The organism is Actinoplanes sp. HUAS TT8, from assembly GCF_051380535.1.
In the GTDB taxonomy this organism is placed as follows: Bacteria; Actinomycetota; Actinomycetes; order Mycobacteriales; family Micromonosporaceae; genus Actinoplanes.
The window spans coordinates 8029762-8047026 of record NZ_CP195646.1 but is presented as its reverse complement, the minus strand read 5'-3'; the positions used below and the strand labels follow the sequence as shown (position 1 = coordinate 8047026).

General features: G+C 68.9%; 15 protein-coding genes. 7 read left to right on the top strand and 8 right to left on the bottom strand.

What is annotated here, in order from left to right:
• Positions 1-40: 40 nt before the first annotated feature.
• A complete protein-coding gene (locus tag ACSHV8_RS35575; protein ID WP_436523089.1) occupies positions 41-691 on the bottom strand; it encodes a DUF305 domain-containing protein in 651 nt (216 codons plus the stop codon).
• A 106-nt stretch (positions 692-797) separates the two neighbouring features.
• Between ACSHV8_RS35575 and ACSHV8_RS35570 the strand changes: the two genes are divergently transcribed.
• Positions 798-2213 carry an LVIVD repeat-containing protein gene (locus ACSHV8_RS35570; RefSeq protein WP_436523087.1) on the top strand — a complete coding sequence of 472 codons (1416 nt, stop codon included), beginning with the start codon at positions 798-800 and terminating at the stop codon, positions 2211-2213.
• A 5-nt stretch (positions 2214-2218) separates the two neighbouring features.
• On the opposite strand, the gene ACSHV8_RS35565 is transcribed toward ACSHV8_RS35570, so the two are convergent.
• Together ACSHV8_RS35565 and ACSHV8_RS35560 are read right to left on the bottom strand one after the other, a co-directional pair.
• The gene (locus ACSHV8_RS35565) at positions 2219-3367 is read right to left on the bottom strand and encodes a helix-turn-helix domain-containing protein (RefSeq protein ID WP_436523085.1); all 1149 of its coding nucleotides are present in this window, start codon (positions 3365-3367) and stop codon (positions 2219-2221) included.
• A 75-nt stretch (positions 3368-3442) separates the two neighbouring features.
• Positions 3443-5257, bottom strand: a complete 1815-nt coding sequence (locus tag ACSHV8_RS35560) for a diguanylate cyclase domain-containing protein (protein ID WP_436523083.1) — start codon at positions 5255-5257, stop codon at positions 3443-3445.
• A gap of 556 nt (positions 5258-5813) precedes the next feature.
• Here ACSHV8_RS35560 and ACSHV8_RS35555 point away from each other — a divergent pair.
• Together ACSHV8_RS35555 and ACSHV8_RS35550 are read left to right on the top strand one after the other, a co-directional pair.
• Positions 5814-6140, top strand: a complete 327-nt coding sequence (locus tag ACSHV8_RS35555) for a hypothetical protein (protein WP_436523081.1) — start codon at positions 5814-5816, stop codon at positions 6138-6140.
• A gap of 93 nt (positions 6141-6233) precedes the next feature.
• Positions 6234-7469, top strand: coding sequence for a hypothetical protein (locus tag ACSHV8_RS35550; protein WP_436523079.1), 1236 nt, complete (start codon positions 6234-6236; stop codon positions 7467-7469).
• Between the two features lie 1183 nt (positions 7470-8652).
• Here ACSHV8_RS35550 and ACSHV8_RS35545 read toward each other — a convergent pair.
• The 3 genes from ACSHV8_RS35545 to ACSHV8_RS35535 form a co-directional block, all read right to left on the bottom strand.
• Positions 8653-9477: a S1 family peptidase gene (locus ACSHV8_RS35545; RefSeq protein ID WP_436523077.1), complete on the bottom strand. Its 825-nt coding sequence runs from the start codon at positions 9475-9477 to the stop codon at positions 8653-8655.
• A 243-nt stretch (positions 9478-9720) separates the two neighbouring features.
• Complete coding sequence (locus ACSHV8_RS35540) at positions 9721-9936, bottom strand: DUF397 domain-containing protein (RefSeq protein WP_436537072.1); 216 nt, start codon at positions 9934-9936, stop codon at positions 9721-9723.
• 41 nt (positions 9937-9977) lie between these two features.
• Positions 9978-10826, bottom strand: a complete 849-nt coding sequence (locus tag ACSHV8_RS35535) for a helix-turn-helix domain-containing protein (RefSeq protein WP_436523075.1) — start codon at positions 10824-10826, stop codon at positions 9978-9980.
• A gap of 242 nt (positions 10827-11068) precedes the next feature.
• Between ACSHV8_RS35535 and ACSHV8_RS35530 the strand changes: the two genes are divergently transcribed.
• Genes ACSHV8_RS35530 through ACSHV8_RS35520 form a run of 3 tightly spaced genes read left to right on the top strand, consistent with a single transcriptional unit; the run spans position 11069 to position 13955 of the window.
• Positions 11069-11719 carry a GOLPH3/VPS74 family protein gene (locus tag ACSHV8_RS35530; RefSeq protein ID WP_436523073.1) on the top strand — a complete coding sequence of 217 codons (651 nt, stop codon included), beginning with the start codon at positions 11069-11071 and terminating at the stop codon, positions 11717-11719.
• Positions 11716-13323, top strand: coding sequence for an APC family permease (locus tag ACSHV8_RS35525; protein ID WP_436523071.1), 1608 nt, complete (start codon positions 11716-11718; stop codon positions 13321-13323). The genes ACSHV8_RS35530 and ACSHV8_RS35525 overlap by 4 nt, the downstream gene beginning before the upstream one ends.
• Positions 13324-13334: 11 nt before the next feature.
• Complete coding sequence (locus ACSHV8_RS35520; RefSeq protein ID WP_436523069.1) at positions 13335-13955, top strand: GNAT family N-acetyltransferase; 621 nt, start codon at positions 13335-13337, stop codon at positions 13953-13955.
• 3 nt (positions 13956-13958) lie between these two features.
• Here ACSHV8_RS35520 and ACSHV8_RS35515 read toward each other — a convergent pair whose 3' ends face one another.
• Positions 13959-14513, bottom strand: a complete 555-nt coding sequence (locus ACSHV8_RS35515) for a hypothetical protein (RefSeq protein ID WP_436523067.1) — start codon at positions 14511-14513, stop codon at positions 13959-13961.
• A gap of 483 nt (positions 14514-14996) precedes the next feature.
• Here ACSHV8_RS35515 and ACSHV8_RS35510 point away from each other — a divergent pair, with 483 nt between their 5' ends.
• Positions 14997-16658, top strand: a complete 1662-nt coding sequence (locus tag ACSHV8_RS35510; RefSeq protein ID WP_436523065.1) for a cellulase family glycosylhydrolase — start codon at positions 14997-14999, stop codon at positions 16656-16658.
• A 196-nt stretch (positions 16659-16854) separates the two neighbouring features.
• On the opposite strand, the gene ACSHV8_RS35505 is transcribed toward ACSHV8_RS35510, so the two are convergent.
• Positions 16855-17259: a hypothetical protein gene (locus ACSHV8_RS35505; RefSeq protein WP_436523063.1), complete on the bottom strand. Its 405-nt coding sequence runs from the start codon at positions 17257-17259 to the stop codon at positions 16855-16857.
• Positions 17260-17265 lie beyond the last annotated feature (6 nt).

Here is a 17265-nt window from a genome sequence, read left to right as displayed (position 1 = left end):
GTGGCCATGGCCGTACCGAAGCAGGGTTTTGATCGGGGTCTCAGGCCAGACCCAGGTCGTCGAGGCGGTTGATCTCGCTGCCCTGCTCGACCGCCGTCTCATTGGCCATTTCGGACAGACGTTGGTCGGCGCCACCGCGGAGCAGGTCGCCCGCCATCTGCTGGGCGCCGCGGTGGTGGGCGATCATCATGGTCACGAAGCGGCGGTCGAAGTCGGCGCCGCGGGCCGCCGTCAGTTCGCTCACGGCGGTCGCCGACTGCATCCCGGGCATCCCCGCATGGTCGTGCCCGGGATCCGTCTCGGGCTGCCCGCGGTCCCGCAACCAGGAGCGGAGCACCGCGACCTCGGGTTGCTGGGCGGCGCTGATCCGGCCGGCCAGGGCGCGCAGCTCGGCGCTGGCGGCGCGGTCGGGGGCCAGCCCGGCCATCGCGATGGCCTGGCCGTGGTGCGCGATCATCATCTGGGCGTAGGCGACGTCGATCGAGTTGTAGGTCGACCCGTCCGGCGCACGCACCTGATCAGAGTCGGTCACCGTGGCGGACTGCCCGGGGCGTCCGGGCAGCACCACGCGCACCGGCGGCGGCCCGGGCGGGGGTGGTGGCGGCCGGTCCGGCGCCGGTCGCAAGCCCACGATCAGGGCCGTGCCGATCAACGCCGCGCCGGCCAGGCCCATCCATGATTGCCGATTCATCTATCGCCCTCCGGCGGCTATCGTAACCAAAACCATCGATGTCGCCGACGGTGCGCGCACGTTCACATGTGGTGCTCGCCGGTGACGCGCAGCCGGAAGGAGCTCCATGAAGCACCTGGCCTCACGAGGGCTGGCCGCGATAACGGTCATGGTCGGCCTGGTGATCGCCGCACCCGCTCACGCCGAGCCGGCGGCCGCCGTCGTGCCCGGCGTGGACGAGATCGTCAGCAGTCCGAACATCGCCCAGGTCGGCCACCTGGACAAGACCGGTCCGTTCGCCGCCGAGAACTCCTACAACACCGACTGGGCCTTCAGCGGGAAGTACGCGTTCGGGGGCAACTACAACGGCTTCACCGTCTACGACATCAGCAATCCGAAGGCCCCGGCGATCGCCACCCAGGTGGTCTGCCCGGGCTCGCAGAACGACCTGTCGATCTACGGCAACCTGCTCTTCGTGGCCACCGACTCGCAGCGCACCGACGACTCCTGCAACAGCACCTCGGTGCCGGGCAGCGCGCCGGCCGAGACCCCGCGCTGGGAGGGCATCAAGGTCTTCGACGTCAAGGATCCGCTGAACCCGGTCTACGTGGCCGCGGTCAAGACCGACTGCGGCTCGCACACCCAGACGATGATCCCGGGCAAGGGCCGGGACAAATCGATTTATCTGTACGTGTCGTCGTACAACCTCTCCGGTGCGAGCGTGCCCAACTGCGCGCTGCCCCACGACAAGATCTCGATCGTCAAGGTGCCGCTGCGCGACCCGGCCGCCGCGGCCGTCGTGGCGACACCGGTGCTGTTCCCGGACGGCGGCTTCGGCGGTGACACCGACAGCTCGCCGACCACGGGCTGCCACGACATCACGGCGTACCCGCAGCGCGACATCGCGGCCGGCGCCTGCATGGGCGACGGCGCGCTGTTCGACATCTCGAACCCGGTGGCGCCCAAGGTGATCACCACGGTCCGGGACACCGAGAACTTCGCGTTCTGGCACTCGGCGACGTTCAACAACGCCGGCACCAAGGTCGTCTTCACCGACGAGCTCGGCGGCGGTGGCGGGGCGACCTGCAACCCGACGGTCGGCCCGGAGCGCGGCGCCGACGCCATCTACGACATCGTCGGCAAGGGCAAGCGGGCCAAGCTGGAGTTCCGCAGCTACTTCAAGATCCCACGGGAGAACGCCTCGACCGAGAACTGCGTGGCCCACAACGGCTCGCTGATCCCGGTGCCCGGGCGCGACATCATGGTGCAGGCCTGGTACCAGGGCGGCATCTCGGTGTGGGACTTCACCAACTCCCGCAAGCCGGTGGAGATCGCCTACTGGGAGCGCGGGCCGCTCAGCACCGAGCGCATGATCCTCGGCGGGTCCTGGTCGGCGTACTGGTACAACGGCTACGTCTACTCCAGCGACATCCAGAAGGGCCTGGACGTCCTGAAGATCGACGACCGCCGCCTCCGCGGGGCCACGCTGTTCCGCACCCGGCAGTTCAACGCGCAGACCCAGGAGAACTTCTACACCTGGTGATGTCTCTACGTGAGGCCGGCCGGCGGGCCGGCCTCACGCCAGGCCCACAGGGCCCACCACCAGCGCACCGTCTCCAGCACGGTCAGCTGCTCCTCGGCCGCGCCGAAACCGGTCAGCTCCTGCAGCCGCCGCAACCGGTAACGGACCGTGTTCGGGTGCAGATGCAACGATCCCGCGGTCAGATCCAGCCGCTGCCCCCGATCCAGGTAGGCGAGCGCGGTCCCGGCCAGATCCCGATGGAAGTCGTCCGCCGGATCCAGCGCGCCGAGCAGCTCGTCGCGCAGGAACCCGGCCAGCATCGGCTGCCCGGCCAGCGCGGTCTCCCCGGCGAACTCGGTCACCCCGTGCGGCCCGGCCTTGCGGCGCACGCGAGCCGCGTCGAGGGCGGCCAGGGCGACGCGATGCGCCGCCGCGGCATTTTTCAGACGTACGGGCGGAGTGCTCACCACCAGCACCTTGTCGTCCAGCCGGGCGGGCAGGCGCGGGGTGAGCCCGCTCAACCGGCCGCCCACCGGCGCCAGCACGCCACCGCACCGTGCGAACGCCCGCTCCAGCTCGTGGACCCGTACCGGATCGGAGGCATCGGAAACCACGCAGTGATAGCACCCCTCGGCGGTCAGCCCGAACCGGCCCAGATCCTCGCCCGCCTCGGTACCGTCCGGCTCCAGCAGCAGCTGCCGCAGCAGGCGGATCCGGGCCGCCCGGCGGTCGGTGTCCAACTGCCGCTCGGCGGTCCGGTAACCGTCCAGCACGTGCCGTTCCAGCGCGGTGCCGTACCGGTCCAGCCGCAGCAGCCCCTGCAGCAGCACGTCGTCCGGCAGCCCGGCGGCCCGGCCCCGCGCGATGGCGATCTCCAGGATCCGGCTGCGCCCGCCGTGCACCCCGGAGAGCAGCGCGCCGACCGGCACCCCGAGCGCCGCCCCCTCGGCCCCGAACCGGCGCGCGTCGGCGAAATCACCGTCGTCCGGTTCGGCCGCCCGCAGGAACGCCGTGCACCCGGCGGTGATCAGCGCGGCCACGTGCCGGCGGCTCTCGGCCGTGGGCAGCCGGGCCGACTCGGGGGACTGCGCCCGCGCCGAGGCCACCACGTCGTCGACCAGCCGGGCGTCGCCGGCCAGCGCATGGACCAGGGTGGTGAGCACGTCGGCGGACATCGGCACCTGCTTCTCGCGTGTTACCGCAAAGTAACAGTTGCCGACATCGATGTGAATCGCCCGCTCCGGGCCGGGTCAGGGGAGGGTCGCGCGGCGGCGGTGCTTGCGCTGGTACATGGCGGCGTCGGCCTCGCGCAGCAACCGGTCGCCCTCGCCGGCCCGCCCGGAAGCCACCCCGACGCTGGCCCCCACGGTCAGCCACTGGCTGCTGATCATCATCGGTTCGGCGATCACCGTGGTGATCCGGTCGGCCAGCTTCGCCGCCTCCTGCTCACCGGTCCCGGGCAGCAGCACCGCGAACTCGTCCCCGCCCAGCCGGGCCGCCACCTCACCGGCGCCGAGCAGCCCGCCCAGCCGCTCGGCGACCATCACCAGCACCTGGTCACCGGTGTGGTGGCCGTGCCGGTCGTTGATCGCCTTGAACCCGTCCAGGTCGATCAGCAGCATGCTGACCGCGCTCTCGTCGTCGGACGCCGCCTCGTCGATCCGGCGCTGCAGCAACACCCGGTTGGCCAGCCCGGTCAACGCGTCGTGGGTCGCCTGCCGCTCCAACTCGTCGTGCAGCGCGCGGGTCTCGCCGGCATCGCGGGCGTTCAGCACGAAGCCGCGGATGCTCGGGTTGTGATGCATGTCGGTACTGATCACATCCAGCCACCGGTACGTCCCGTCGGCGTGCCGCCAGCGCACCTGGATGTGCACGCCGACGCCCGGATTGGCCTCCAGGACCTCGGTGTGCCGGTCCACCCGGGGCCGGTCCTCGGGGTGGGTCCGGCCGGGCAGCCAGGTGCCGATCAGGTCGGCCGGATCGGTGCCGAGCACCCGCTTGGTGGCCGGGCTGGCGTACTCCACCCGGCCGTCCTCACGGACCACGATCGTCATGTCGGAGGCGTTCTGCACCAACGCCTGGAACCACTCGCGCTGGCCGTCCAGCTCGGTGACCAGGAGCTCGTTGTCCCGCGTGGCCGAGATCTGCCGGCCCACCACCAGCGCGGTGATCACCACCGCGCCGATCGCCACACCCCAGGTGCGCAGATCCGGTGCGCCGTCGCTCAACGCGTACACCACCAGCAGCTGAGTGGCGATCACGGCGACGTACGGCAGCACGCTCGGCCGCTGCGCGAGCCGGTGACCGCGGGCCGGGTCCACCGGCCGGGTCTGCAGCAGCTGCAGCCGCAGGGTGGCCAGGATGATCACGCACGGGACCAGCTGGACCACGTACATCACCCGCGGGTCGGCCTCGGCGCCGAACAGCACCCCGGCCACCGACGCGCCCAGCGCCGTACCGGCCAGCCCCAGACAGCCCAGCACCCCGGAGATCTTGGTGAACGGGGCCGTCCCGCTGAAGATCAACTTGAGCACGCCGAACGCGATCAGCAGCATCACCACAGCGGTCGCGGCGGCACCCCAGCGGTCGATCTCCTGCTGCTCGCTCAACTCGTTCGCGAGCAGGAAATACCAGAGGAACGCGGCCACCCCGGTGAGCACGGTCGCCGCGTCCAGCCAGAGCCGCAGCCGCTGCCGGCCCTCGCCGCCCAGCGGATGGCGCAGCGTGGCCGCGACCACGATCACCATGCCCGTGACCACGAACGCGGTCTGGACGACGCTGATCTGGGGGCCGGCTCCGACGTACGTCGAAATCGTCTGAAATCCATCACCGAGCGCGCAGGCCGCGCAGGCGACGATCACCGCCCGCCAGAATCGGCGGCCGGCCCCCGGAACATCCGGATGAGAAGCCAACCGCCAGGCAAAACAGACATCCAGTACGTCGATGGCGGTCTGCGCCGTCCACGACGCCGCGTTCCCGCCGAGCCCGGTCAGGAAGAGCGGGACCAGCAGCAACCCGCCCAGCACGACGGCGAGCAGCACGGGGTCGCCCGCATTTCTCCGCATGCTCGCTCCCGCTGTTGGAGTGGTCCGGAGGGTCCCATCGGCCTGCGGCGGGCAGACGTGAGCGAACTCTCTTAAATCGGCCTTAGCGGCTGTTCTGATCCACCCGGAATCCCCCATACTGTCTCGATCCGTGCCGCTGCCCGGCACCGACGGCCCGGGCCGGTTCCCCTGCGGGCGAAGGGGCCGGCCCGGGTCCCCGTCCGTGGCGCCCCCGGGATCACGCCGTCGCGTCCTCCCGGCAACGCCCGCGACCTTCGCGCCGCCCGCGACCTTCGCCGCCCGCGACCTTTGCGCCGCCCGCAGTCCTCGCGCCGCCCGCAGTCCTCGCGCCGCCCGCAGTCCTCGCGCCGCCCGCAGTCTTCGCGCCGGCCCGCAGTCCTCGCGCCGCCCGGCTTCTCCGCGCTGCGGTCGTCGGGCTCGCGTTTGCCGCTGTCGAGGCTTCGGGGCGCGCTCGGCGTCTCCTGTCCGGCGCACGGGCCGCCACCTGCGGGTGAACCCGGGTCCGCGGCGCGCCGCGTCCCGCGGCTGACCAGGGTGGACGGTTACCTTGGCAGCCATGACGACGACCGCACACCGCACCTCGGTGTTCCGGTCGTTGCCCGCGCTCCTGGCACTGCTGCTGGCCTTCTTCGCGGCTCCCGCGAACCCGGCCGGCTTCGCACCCGCCACACACCGCGCTCCCGTTTCCGCGGTCGCCGTCTCCGGCGCCTCCGCCACCTCCGCCGCCCCGGTCGCCGCCCAGGCCACCGCCCCGGCCGAGAACACCGCACCGCCCGTCGAGCCGGTCTCCGGCCACCCCGTCACCGACCGCACGCGCGTCCTGTTCGCGCAGCGCTCGGCCGGGGCCGCGGGTTCGCGCGCACCGCCCCGCACCGCCGCCTGAAGTCCTCGAGAACGGCCGCCCGTCGGCCGTTCCGGGGCCGCGTGCACGTGCCCGGCCAGCGGAATCCCCAGACGAGCGGAAACGGAAAATCCCATGAACATGGTTGCCGAAATGCTGCTGCACGAGCCGGCCCCGGTAGCGATCTGGGCCACCCTGTGGCTCGCCACCGTACCGGCCATGATCGTCCTCGCCAGCCCCACCGGCGTCCGCAACCCGGGTCGCGCCCTGGCCGACGCGTGTACGTTTTTGATCGGCCGCCCCCGCCGTCGCCGTCCCGCCCCGGGGCCGTTCGCCACCCATGCCGTTTTCGCCGCCGAAGTGCCGGCCGAGGGTGGCGCTGCCGTCCACCCGGCCGCGCCCTCGCCGCGTCGCTCGCGGTCCGTTTTCCCGGCCGCCCGTTCCGTTCCCGGCGCTGTTCCGCCCGCTGATTCCGCCGCTGTTTCGCCCGCTGCTTTTGGCCCTGTTCCACCCGCTGTTTCGCCCGCGGCCGGTGCTTCCAGCCCGGCCGCTGTTCCGGACGCTGTTCTGTCCGCGGCGGGCCGTTCCGTTCCGGACGCGATCAACTCTTCCGTTTTTGCGGACGCCGATCCGTTTGCGTCCGCTTCCACGGAATCCGCGCCGCCTGTCGCATTCCTCTCCGCCGGCCCCGTTTCCGCCGACCACGAGTCCGGCCGGCGCTCGCGGCTGGGCCGCTTCCTGTACCGGGCCGCGAAGCGCCGTGAACAGCGCCTCCGGCGCGAGGCCGAAGCGATCCGGGTGGTCCGCTACGCCGACGAGGTGCGGATCGCCGCGGAGAGCGCCGGCTACGCCGCGGACCGCTGGCAGGAACACTGGGAGTCCGCCGCCGAACGCGTCGACAACGCGTTCCGCGCCTGGCAGGCCGCCGACTCGCGGGCCCGCCGCATCCAGATGGCGGCCGCCTTCCACACCCCGGCCACCGAGCAGAGCCCGGCCGAGTACGCCGACCGCGAACGCTTCCTGCACCTCGCCGTCCGCGCCGCCGCCGAACGCGGCGAACTCCCCACCAGCGCCGTAGCCGACGCCCTGACCGGCCGCGGCGGCTGGGACGCCCGCCTGCACCCGGTCGACCAGGAGCTGGTCGTCCAGCGCGCTTCGGCCGCCCACCTGGAAGCCGTCTGGAACCGCGCCGTCGAAGCCGAAGCCCGAGCCTGGGACGACGCCCAGACCTCCCGCCGCAACTGGCAGAGCCTCTGCCAGGAGGCCATCCTCGCCGAAGCCCACTCCACAGCCGTCCACCACCTGCTCCCGTCGGAGCCGGTCACCGCCCCGCCCGCCCCGCACCCCGCCGCCCTGGCCCGCATCGCCTGACCCCACCCGCCAGCAGCAACGCCCGCACCCAAGCCAACCCCGCACCCTCAGCCGGCCCCGCACCACATTGCCCTGCATCGCATCGCCCCGCATCGCACCGTGCGCACTGCACCGCCCCGCATCGCACCGTGCGCACGGCACCGCATCGCCTCGCATCGCCTCGCATCGCACCGCGTGCTCTGCACCGCCCCGCCCCGCCCCGCCCGGCATCGCACCGTGCGCCCCGCATCGCACCGTGCGCACTGCACCGCACTGCGCCACGCCACCATCGCCAAGTCGGCACTGCCCGCCAAACCGGCACCGTTACGCACCGCCAAGCCGGTACCGCGCCATGCGAGTCGGCAGCACGCCGCGCAAGCCAGCACCACCCAACGCTGTCTGGCGTTTTGCCGGCCCAAGGTATCGCCTCCGCAAGGCCCATTGAGGGTTATCCACATCGATGGTTTGTCCACAGGCCGCCCGCATGATCTTGGCGTTTTCGGCAAGAATGACCCAGTGGAGGTGGCCCCCCGGGTGGGGTGGATTCTGTGGTGAGCGGGGGCACCGCCTGACCGCGTCGTGACCGACCGAATGCGATCGGCGGCAGCCGTCTCCGACCAGCCCCACCGCCGTCTCGCTGCCGCTCGGCACCGAACCCCTGTGCAGCTGATGCGGGTCGCATCCTTACTGCCGGCGTCGCTGTCGCGCGAGGCCTCGTGACCTCCGTGGGCATGCCGTCGCGCGGCGTCTTGTGGCTTCCGGGGCTTGCCGTCGCGCGGTGCTTTGTGATCGACGGTTCCGAGCGACGTGATCGACGGTGCCGAGCGACGGAAGACCTGCGGTTCCGAGCGACGGAAGACCTGCGGTGCCGAGCGACGGAAGACCTGCGGTGCCGGGTGACGCGAGAGCTGCGGTGCCGGGCCGTCGCGCGGTGGCTCACCGGTGCCGACGGGCGCGGGCTACGACCGTACAGGGAAATGAATGTCTGAATTTTGATGGCCGTGAGTGGACCGCTTCGAGTGCGCGAATTCCGTACCGGAAAAGGGTTTTGAAGAATTGCCGATCATGCGACGCGCCCCGCGCCGTCCCGCGTTTTCTCCGTATGGATCGGCGTCGGCCGATCGCGGATTCGCGTGGTGAACGATCGCGGGGCGCGTGTGGCGGGCCGCGCCCGGCCGGGGGACCTCCGGCCGGGCGCGGTGGCCTACGGCTTGGTCAGCAGGCAGCCGGTTTTGGTCAGGTCGATGGTGCGGGTGCTGGTGAGGCAGGTGGTGAACCAGTAGGTCTCTTCGCCGTAGCTCTGGCCCTGGTACACGTGTGTGGTGCCGTTGGCGTCGACCTCGCACGGGTTGTTGAGGGTGCACATCTCGCCGTCGTCGTTGCCGGTGTTGTTGATGCCGACGATCTGTCCGCTGGTGGCGTCGACGATGGGCGAGCCGGAGGTGCCGTGGATGGTGTCGCAGTCGGCGTTGTACCGGATCGAGTCGTGCCAGGTCCACTCGTCCTCGCGGAGTGTGGAGACAAAGCTGTCGATCTTGCAGTTCCAGATCCGCTTCCAGTAGCTGGACGGGATGCTGATGCTGGCGCCGGCCGTGGGGTGGCTGGCCGAGATGGTCAGCGGGCTCGCGCCGTAGCTGCTCGACAGTGTCGCGTACGTGCTGGTGAGCCGGTAGAGGGTGACGTCGGTGCCGGTCATCGTCGCGTACAGGATGCGGTCGGCGCGGACGGTGGCGAGTGAGCGGCCGCTGCTGTTGAGCAGGGTTCCGGAGCGGCTGCTTGTCCGGTTCTGCAGGACGGTTCCGGCGGGGATGAGTCCGCCTTCGTAGCAGTGTCCGTTTGTGAGCATCATCGCCCGGTCGGTGCTGACCGACGTGGGGTAGCGGACCAGTGAGGCGGAGCAGTTGCTCAGGGTGATCGTGTTCGCCAGGGTCACCGCGCTGACCGCCTGGGCGGGGGTGGGTCCGGCGAGAGCTGCGGTGGTGGCCGCGATGGCGGCGGCCACGACGGCGACTGCGCGACGTAGGCGCATGCGGGGGTCGTCCCTTTCTGTGAGGTGACGGAGCCCGGCCGAGTGGGTGGGGATCGTCACCGTGGGTCTGACGGTGCCCGTACCCTCGCATCGGCGTACTTCTATGTCAACGTTTATGGATCCTGACCGAGAACGAGCATGCAGAAAGCCGCAACACCCAACCGGGTGTTGCGGCTCTCTTTCAGATCATGCACCGAAGAAGTTCAGTCGGACCCTTCCGTCGGTGCGAGCCTATCGGTAGGCTCACGGGGCGATATCGAATTCGCCGTCCTTGGCAGAGTCCACGAAGGCGGTCCACTCCGCCTGCGTGAACATGAGAGCTGGGCCTGTCTGGTTCTTGCTGTCACGGACGGCGATTCCTTCGTTGAGGAACGCAACCTCGACGCAGTTGTTACCGCCGTTGCCGTTACTGCGACTGCCTTTTTTCCAGACGGCACCCTTGAGCTGGTGCGCGAGCAACTCGTGCACCTCCCTCCATTATGAGATTGTTTCGGGAGTCGCTAAGCGGCGAGCAGACTCTCGATCATCTTTATGGTGGTGCGATGGTCGAGCGCCCTCGTGCTCAATCGCTCGAACTCCTGCCTGTACCGGGCAACCTCAGTCGGCTGCTCCTCGTAGTAGTCTCCCGCAATGCCTTCGAGGTAGACAACATCCAAATGGGTGGTATCCCGGTATTCCAAAAGGGTGACGGCGCCGCCGAGGAACGAATGTTCACCGGCGCTGAACGGCAAGATCTGTAATGAAATATTTGGCAATTTAGCTATGTCAATCAAATGTTCGAGCTGGGCGTTCATCACGTCCTCGCCGCCGACCACGCGACGGACGGTCGCCTCGTCGACGATCACGGCCAGCTCCAGCGGGTGCTCGCCGCGCAGCCGGCTCTGCCGCGTCAGCCGCAGCGAGATCCGCCGATCGATGCGCTGCGGCGGATCGGCCGAGCGACCGGTACTGATCAGTGCCCGCATGTACGCCTCGGTCTGCAGCAGGCCGGGCAGGATGATCGGCTCCCAGCATCGCATCGACGTCGCGGCCGCCTCCATGCCGACGAAGTTGCCCGGACGCATGATGTCCTTGTAGTCGGTCCACCAGCTGCGCTCCCGCGAGGAGCGGGCCAGCTCGACCAGAGCCTCCCGGTACTCCTCGTCCTCGACCCGGTAGAGGGTCAGTAGATCTCGGACATCGCGCGGCGTCACGGCGACCCGCGCCGTCTCGATCCGGGTGACCTTGGCCGAGTGCCACTCGAAATGCCGTGACACGTCCTGCTGGGTCAAATGGGCCGCCTCGCGGCATCGCTTGAGTTCCACCCCAAGGCGGCGGCGGCGCAGTGTCGGACCCTCAATATCGGACACCTAAGACTCCCTAAAGGTGCTGAGGAGGCTGATATTACGAGTGTTCCTCACGGTCCGGGTACCCCCATTCATGATCGACTATTGATGATCATAGGAGGAGGGTGCTGAGCAGCGGGGCCTGAATAAGAAGTCTAGTACTTCTTGCATTGACCTTGATGTAGGGGACATGATGCGACGGACATCGAGTTCTGTCTTGTTTGCTACATAGGCGAAATGATCATTGGGACTGGCGTCTAAGGGGCGTGGCGCAAGTGTTGGCTGACCAGTACTACCTGATCGCACACGAGGACCGCACCGGGCGGTCCAGGCTACATCCCCGTGCGACCGGCCTGGGGCTGGCCGCCGCATTACTGTCCGAACTCGTCTTAGAGGGACGCATCGGCGTAACCGACGGCGATCTTTTCATCATTGATCAGCATCCGCCGAGGGACGCTCTCACCCACGACATTCTTGATCTACTTTGCGCACAGTCACAACACCGTGATGTGCACACCTGGCTGGCATTCCTGGCGCAGGATTCGGCGCTCCGGGTGGCCGAGCGGCTGATCCGGGTCGGCGCCGTCGAGGCGATCACCCGGCGCCGGATGCTCGGCGGCACCCAGACGCTCTACATGCCGAACACCGCCCGCCAGCGCAACGCCGCGGCGTGGGCCTCCACCCGGATCGCCAACATGCTGGTCCGGGGCATGGACCTCAGCGTCGCCGACCGGGTCCTCGTCGGTATCGTCGTCGCCACCGGCCTGACCCGCCACGTCATGTACGGCTTCGAGATGTACCCGCACATCTACCACGCCCTGCCCAGCATGATCGCCTCGCTGCCCGACGACCTCCGTGAGCTCGTCGAGTGCACCGAGTCGTCGGTGGGCTCCGCTCTCGCGGTGGGGCGCCGGTGAGCCGGGGAAGGCATCAGCGCCGCCGCGACAACTACGAACAGTGGGCCGGCCGCGTCCTGATGGAACAGCGCCGGAGCACCGCCGCGGAACCCGACCTGATCAGCAGCGCTCTGGCCCGCAACCGGCTGGGCATCCCGTCGGTCGTGTTCTTCGGGGTGGCCGGCGCGGCCCCGCTGACCGTCGTCATCGGTGGCATCTCGACCGTGTACGCGGTGATCAGCGGCTCGGTCGCGGCGCCGGTGGTGTACCTGGTCGTCGCCGCGATCCTGTCCCTGTTCACGGTCGGCTTCGTGGCGATGAGCCGGCACATCGTCAACTCGGGCGCGTTCTACTCGTACATCAGCCAGGGTTTCGGCCGGGTGCTGGGTGTCGCCGCCGCCTTCGTCGCACTGCCGGCCTATTCGATGATGCAGATCGGCCTGTTCGGACTGTTCGGGGTGGTCACCTCGGGCGTGCTGGCGGCCCTGGGCATAACCACCTCCTGGGTGCCGTGCGCGCTGGTGGCGTGGGCTCTGGTCGCGGTGCTCGGCGTGCTCTGGGTCGACCTCAGCGGCAAGGTGCTGGGCGTACTACTGGCCCTGGAGATCGCCGTGGTCGTGATCTACGACTCGGTGATGATCAGCAACCCGGCCGGCGGCTCGGTCAGCTTCACCACTCTCAACCCGGTGCAGCTGCTGACCCCCGAGGTCGCCGCGATGCTGGTGCTGGCGATCGCCGGATTCGTCGGCTTCGAGGCGACAGTGGTGCTCTCCGAGGAGGCCAAGGACCCGAAGCGGACGATCGCCCGGGCCACCCACATCTCGGTCATCATCGCGGGTCTGCTGCTCGGCATCTCGGCCTGGGCCATGTCGGTCAGCACCGGCGCGACCCGGATCGTCGCGGTGGCTCAACAGGAGAAGACGAACCTGGTCTTCGCCCTGGTCGGCCCGCACGTGCCGGAGATCCTGGTGACCATCGGCTACCTGCTGTTCATGACCAGTATCTTCGCCGCGCTGCTGGCCTTCCACGCCGCCGTCGCGCGGTACCAGTTCTCGCTCGGCCGCGAAGGTGTGCTCCCGCACGTCTGGGGATACACCCACCCGCGGACCGGCGCGCCGGTCGTCGGCTCGATCGCGCAGAGCGTGCTCGCCCTCGGCGTGATCATCCTCTACTCGTTCATCAACGCGGACCCGCTGGTGTACCTGTTCGCCTGGCTGACCACGATCGGCGGCCTGGGCGTACTGATCCTGATGTGGGCGGCGTCCGCGGCGGTCATCGCGTTCTTCTTCAAGAATCCGGGACGGGAGAACGTCTGGCGGTCGAAGATCGCGCCCGTGCTCGCGTTCTTCATGCTGAGCCTGGTGCTGGACGCGACCGTGATCGGGCTCGGCGACATCCTGCAGGTGCCCGAGGGCTCGACGTTCCGCTGGGTCTTCCCGGTCGGCTACGCCGTCGCCGCCGTACTCGGCATCGGCTGGGCGCTGATCATGCGCCGGACCAGGCCGCACTCCTACGCGATGATCGGTCGCGGCGGTGACGGCCGAGCGCTCATCGAGCTTCCGGAGATGGTCCGCCCGCACTCGCACTCCGTTCCCGTCAACAGTCAGATGCCGTCGATCAGGTAGGGACTACTTCCATGACGTACGCCATCCAGGACCTTGTGATCAGGCACGTGTCGCCGCTCGACACGGCCGAGATCACCGACGTCGTGGCCGACGCGATGTGGGACGGTCCGGTCGCCCGTTGGCTCCACCCGGATCCGATGATGCGCCGCCGGAACGCTCCGCGGTACTTCGAGATCTTCGTCGACTACGCGGTTCAGTACGGCGAGGTGTACAGCACCTCGGACGCGGATACCGGGCGGATGGCGGGCGTCGCCCTGTGGTTCCCGCTGACCTCGATGATCCCGCCACCGGCCGACTACGACCGACGGGTCAAGGAGGCGAGCGAGGACGCGCACGACCGCGTCCTGCGACTGGACGCCGCGCTCGAAGCCCACCATCCGCTCGATCCGCACCACTACCTGGCATTCCTCGCGGTACGTCCGAGCCGGCAGAACCGCGGCATCGGTGGCGCGCTTCTGGACCGGCATCACACCCGGCTCGACAGCGCCGGTATCCCCGCCTACCTGGAGGCGAACGACCCGCGCAATCGCGATCTCTACCTTCGTCACGGCTACCAGGTGCGGACCGTGATCGACCTGCCCGACGGGCCTCCGCTCTGGGCCATGTGGAGGCCGCCTATGGCTCGTCTCTGAGGATCAGGCGGCAGCCGGGAACTCGTAGGACCAGAACTGCTCCTCGTCCATCCGCTCGGCGCGAATCACCCCGCGCGCGAACCGGCCGAGGATCCGCTCGGTGGCCTTGCCCATGTTCCGCTTGCTGTCGTTGAACCGGCAGAAGTCGAGAGCGATCATGCCGTTGTTGGCCGAAGCCGTGTGGTACATGGCCTCCATCAGCTCGAGCAGGGCGCGAGAGCCACGAGCCACGCGATCGACCGCCACGAAACCGGCGTACCAGATTCTCCGTTCCTGGTAGAGCTCGGGCCAGCGGCGCTCGAAGTACTCCGGTGAGATGAGAGGCATCGCGCGCAGGTCGTTGCTGAAGGTCGACAACCCGGACAGCGTGCCATCGTCGTCGTAGCAGAGGTACTTGTCGATCCGCAGGTCAAGCATGACCTCGTCGAACTCGGACCGGTACATGAGGTGTCGTTGCACCGCAAGGGAACGCATCTCTCCGAGCGCCCGCTCGTAGAGCTCCCACGCGGCCACGTGCATCTCTTCATCGGTGATTTGGTCGATGACTTTGATCAGCATGGCTGCCCCGCTTCATCGCACTTATGTCGATCGATGACAGTTGACCATCAGAGTACGAAGTGCAATAGCTCCGGGACAATGCGTTCCCGGTAAATCAGTGTGCCAAATTCCAGAAAGGAGGGTCATTAGCGGAACTGCATGCAACTTGCAAACTGGCAGGTTGAAGGCCATGTCGAACCCGATCGAGCTCCCGCTGGAATTGGTTCCGGGAAAGGTTCGGTATTCCGTGAGTCGGCCTTTTTGCGGAATACTCCGAGTACTGGACTCCGTGCGCTGAACGCGGAGTGTTCACCTATGTGCGACCTGGCGGGATCCCTTCGACGACGGAACGGGTCCGACGCGGCCGGACACTGCGGGCCACCCCGGTGAGGCGATAGTCCCCCCGCCTCCGAGGTGGCCCGCATCCATGTGCACCGATTGACATAGTTCAACGCTCGAACATAATCTGCCGAGACCAAGCCTCCATCCACTTGAAGGAGCGCCATGCTCGGCAGGTTCTTGAGCCTGGCCCTGACCGCCACCCTGGCCCTCACCGCGCCGGTCGCGGCCCAGGCGGCTCCGAACACCCCGAAGAACGCCGAAGCAGCGGTCGCGGCCATGCAGCCCGGCTGGAACCTGGGCAACACCTTCGACGCCACCGGCGCCGACGAGACCTCCTGGGGCAACCCGAAGGTCACGCGCGAACTGCTGGCCGGCATCCGCGCCCAGGGCTTCCACAGCATCCGCATCCCGGTGACCTGGAGCCAGCACCTCGGCCCGGCACCCGACTACACCATCGACCCGGTGACGCTGGCCCGGCTCCGCGAAGTGGTCGGCTGGGCGCTCGACGACGGCCTCTACGTGATGATCAACATTCATCACGACTCGTGGCAGTGGGTCAACACCATGCCGAACGACCACGACGCCGTACTCGCCCGGTTCGACGCCATCTGGACCCAGGTCGCCGCCGCCTTCCGCGACGCCCCACGACGGCTGGTCTTCGAGAGCCTCAACGAGCCACAGTTCGTCAGCGACGGACCATTCCTGACCGAACTCAACACCGCGTTCCACACCATCGTGCGCGGCACCGGCGGCGGCAACACCAGCCGCCTGCTCGTGCTCCCGACCCTGCACACCAACGCCGACCAGATCTACCTCGACCAGCTCGCGAACACCATCACCGCACTGAACGACCCGAACCTGATCGCCACCGTGCACTACTACGGCTACTGGCCGTTCAGCGTCAACATCGCCGGCGGCTACCGCTTCGACGCCACCGCACGACAAGACCTGCTCGGCACGTTCCAGCGCGTCCACGACACCTTCGTCGCCCACGGCATCCCGGTGATCATCGGCGAGTACGGCCTGCTCGGCTTCGACCGCAGCACCGGCACCGTCGAACAGGGCGAGAAACTCAAATTCTTCGAACTTTTCGGCGCCCAGGCGCGGATCAACCACGTCACCACGATGCTCTGGGACAACGGCCAACACCTCGACCGCACCACGCTGACCTGGCGCGACCCGGCCCTCTACCGCCAACTCAGCTCCAGCTGGCACACCCGCTCGGGCACCGCCGACACCGACCTCGTCTTCAGCGCCGCCTCCGCCCCGATCACCCCCAAGACGATCACGCTGAACCCCAACGGCACCCGCTTCACCGGCCTCGACCTCGGCCACGCCGCGCTGCGCCGCGGCATCGACTACTCACTCTCCGGCGATCAACTCACGCTCACTGCGCGGTTGCTCATGCGACTGCTCAAAGACCGCGCGTACGGCGTGAAGAACACCCTTTCCGTCCGATTCGACCGCGGTGTCACGTGGCGCCTGGACGTCATCAGCTACGACACGCCCGTCCTGTCGGCCGCCACCGGCACCACCGACACGTACGCCCTGCCGGCCGCCTTCAACGGCGACCGCCTGGCCACGATGACCGCCACCTACGCCGACGGGTCGAACGCGGGCCCGCAGAACTGGACGCCCTACAAGGAATACGACGCCACATTCACCCCGGACTACACCGCCGGCGCCATCAAACTCACGCCCGCGTTCTTCGCCGAGGTGAACGACGGCGCCCCGGTCACCCTGACGTTCATCTTCTGGAGCGGCGCCACAGTCACCTACCAGGTGACCCGCACCGGAACCACGGTCACCGGCACAGCAGGCTGACCGCCCCGACCCCCAGCCGTGGCCGCCCCGGGGCCGGAGCGGCCACGGCTGGGCCCGCCATCAGCCGCGCGCCCGGCCGTTGCTCGCTTCCCCCGCCCGATCAGTGGCCCCCCACGGCTGGGCCCGCCATCGGCCGCGCGCCCGGCCGTTGCCCGCTTCCCCGCCCGATCAGCGGCTCCCCACGGCCAACGGCGGCTCACCGGCGGGCGAGCCGGCGGTCCCTGATCGCGATGGCGATGAGCGAAGCAACAAGCGTGGCCACGCCGAGACCGACGAACAGGAAGACGGCGCCGACCGCGAACAGACCCGTCGTGTCACGAGCAGCCGCCGTCACGGTCCACGCCGCGGTGAAAGCCACCGTCAACGCCACCGACACGAACAGCGGCCGCACCCCGGCCGCCACCGCCCCGGCGAAAACCGCGAGCAGAGTCACCGCGCACCCGGCCACCTGCCACGCCGCATACGGCCCCGACTCCACCCCGGACACCGGATCCGTCTGATACTGCCCGTCCCACCCCATCCAGCCGAACCAGCTCAGCGCCGCGAGAACAGCAACCCCGACCGTGCCGCCGACCTGCACCAACACACTCCCGAAACGCATGACCGA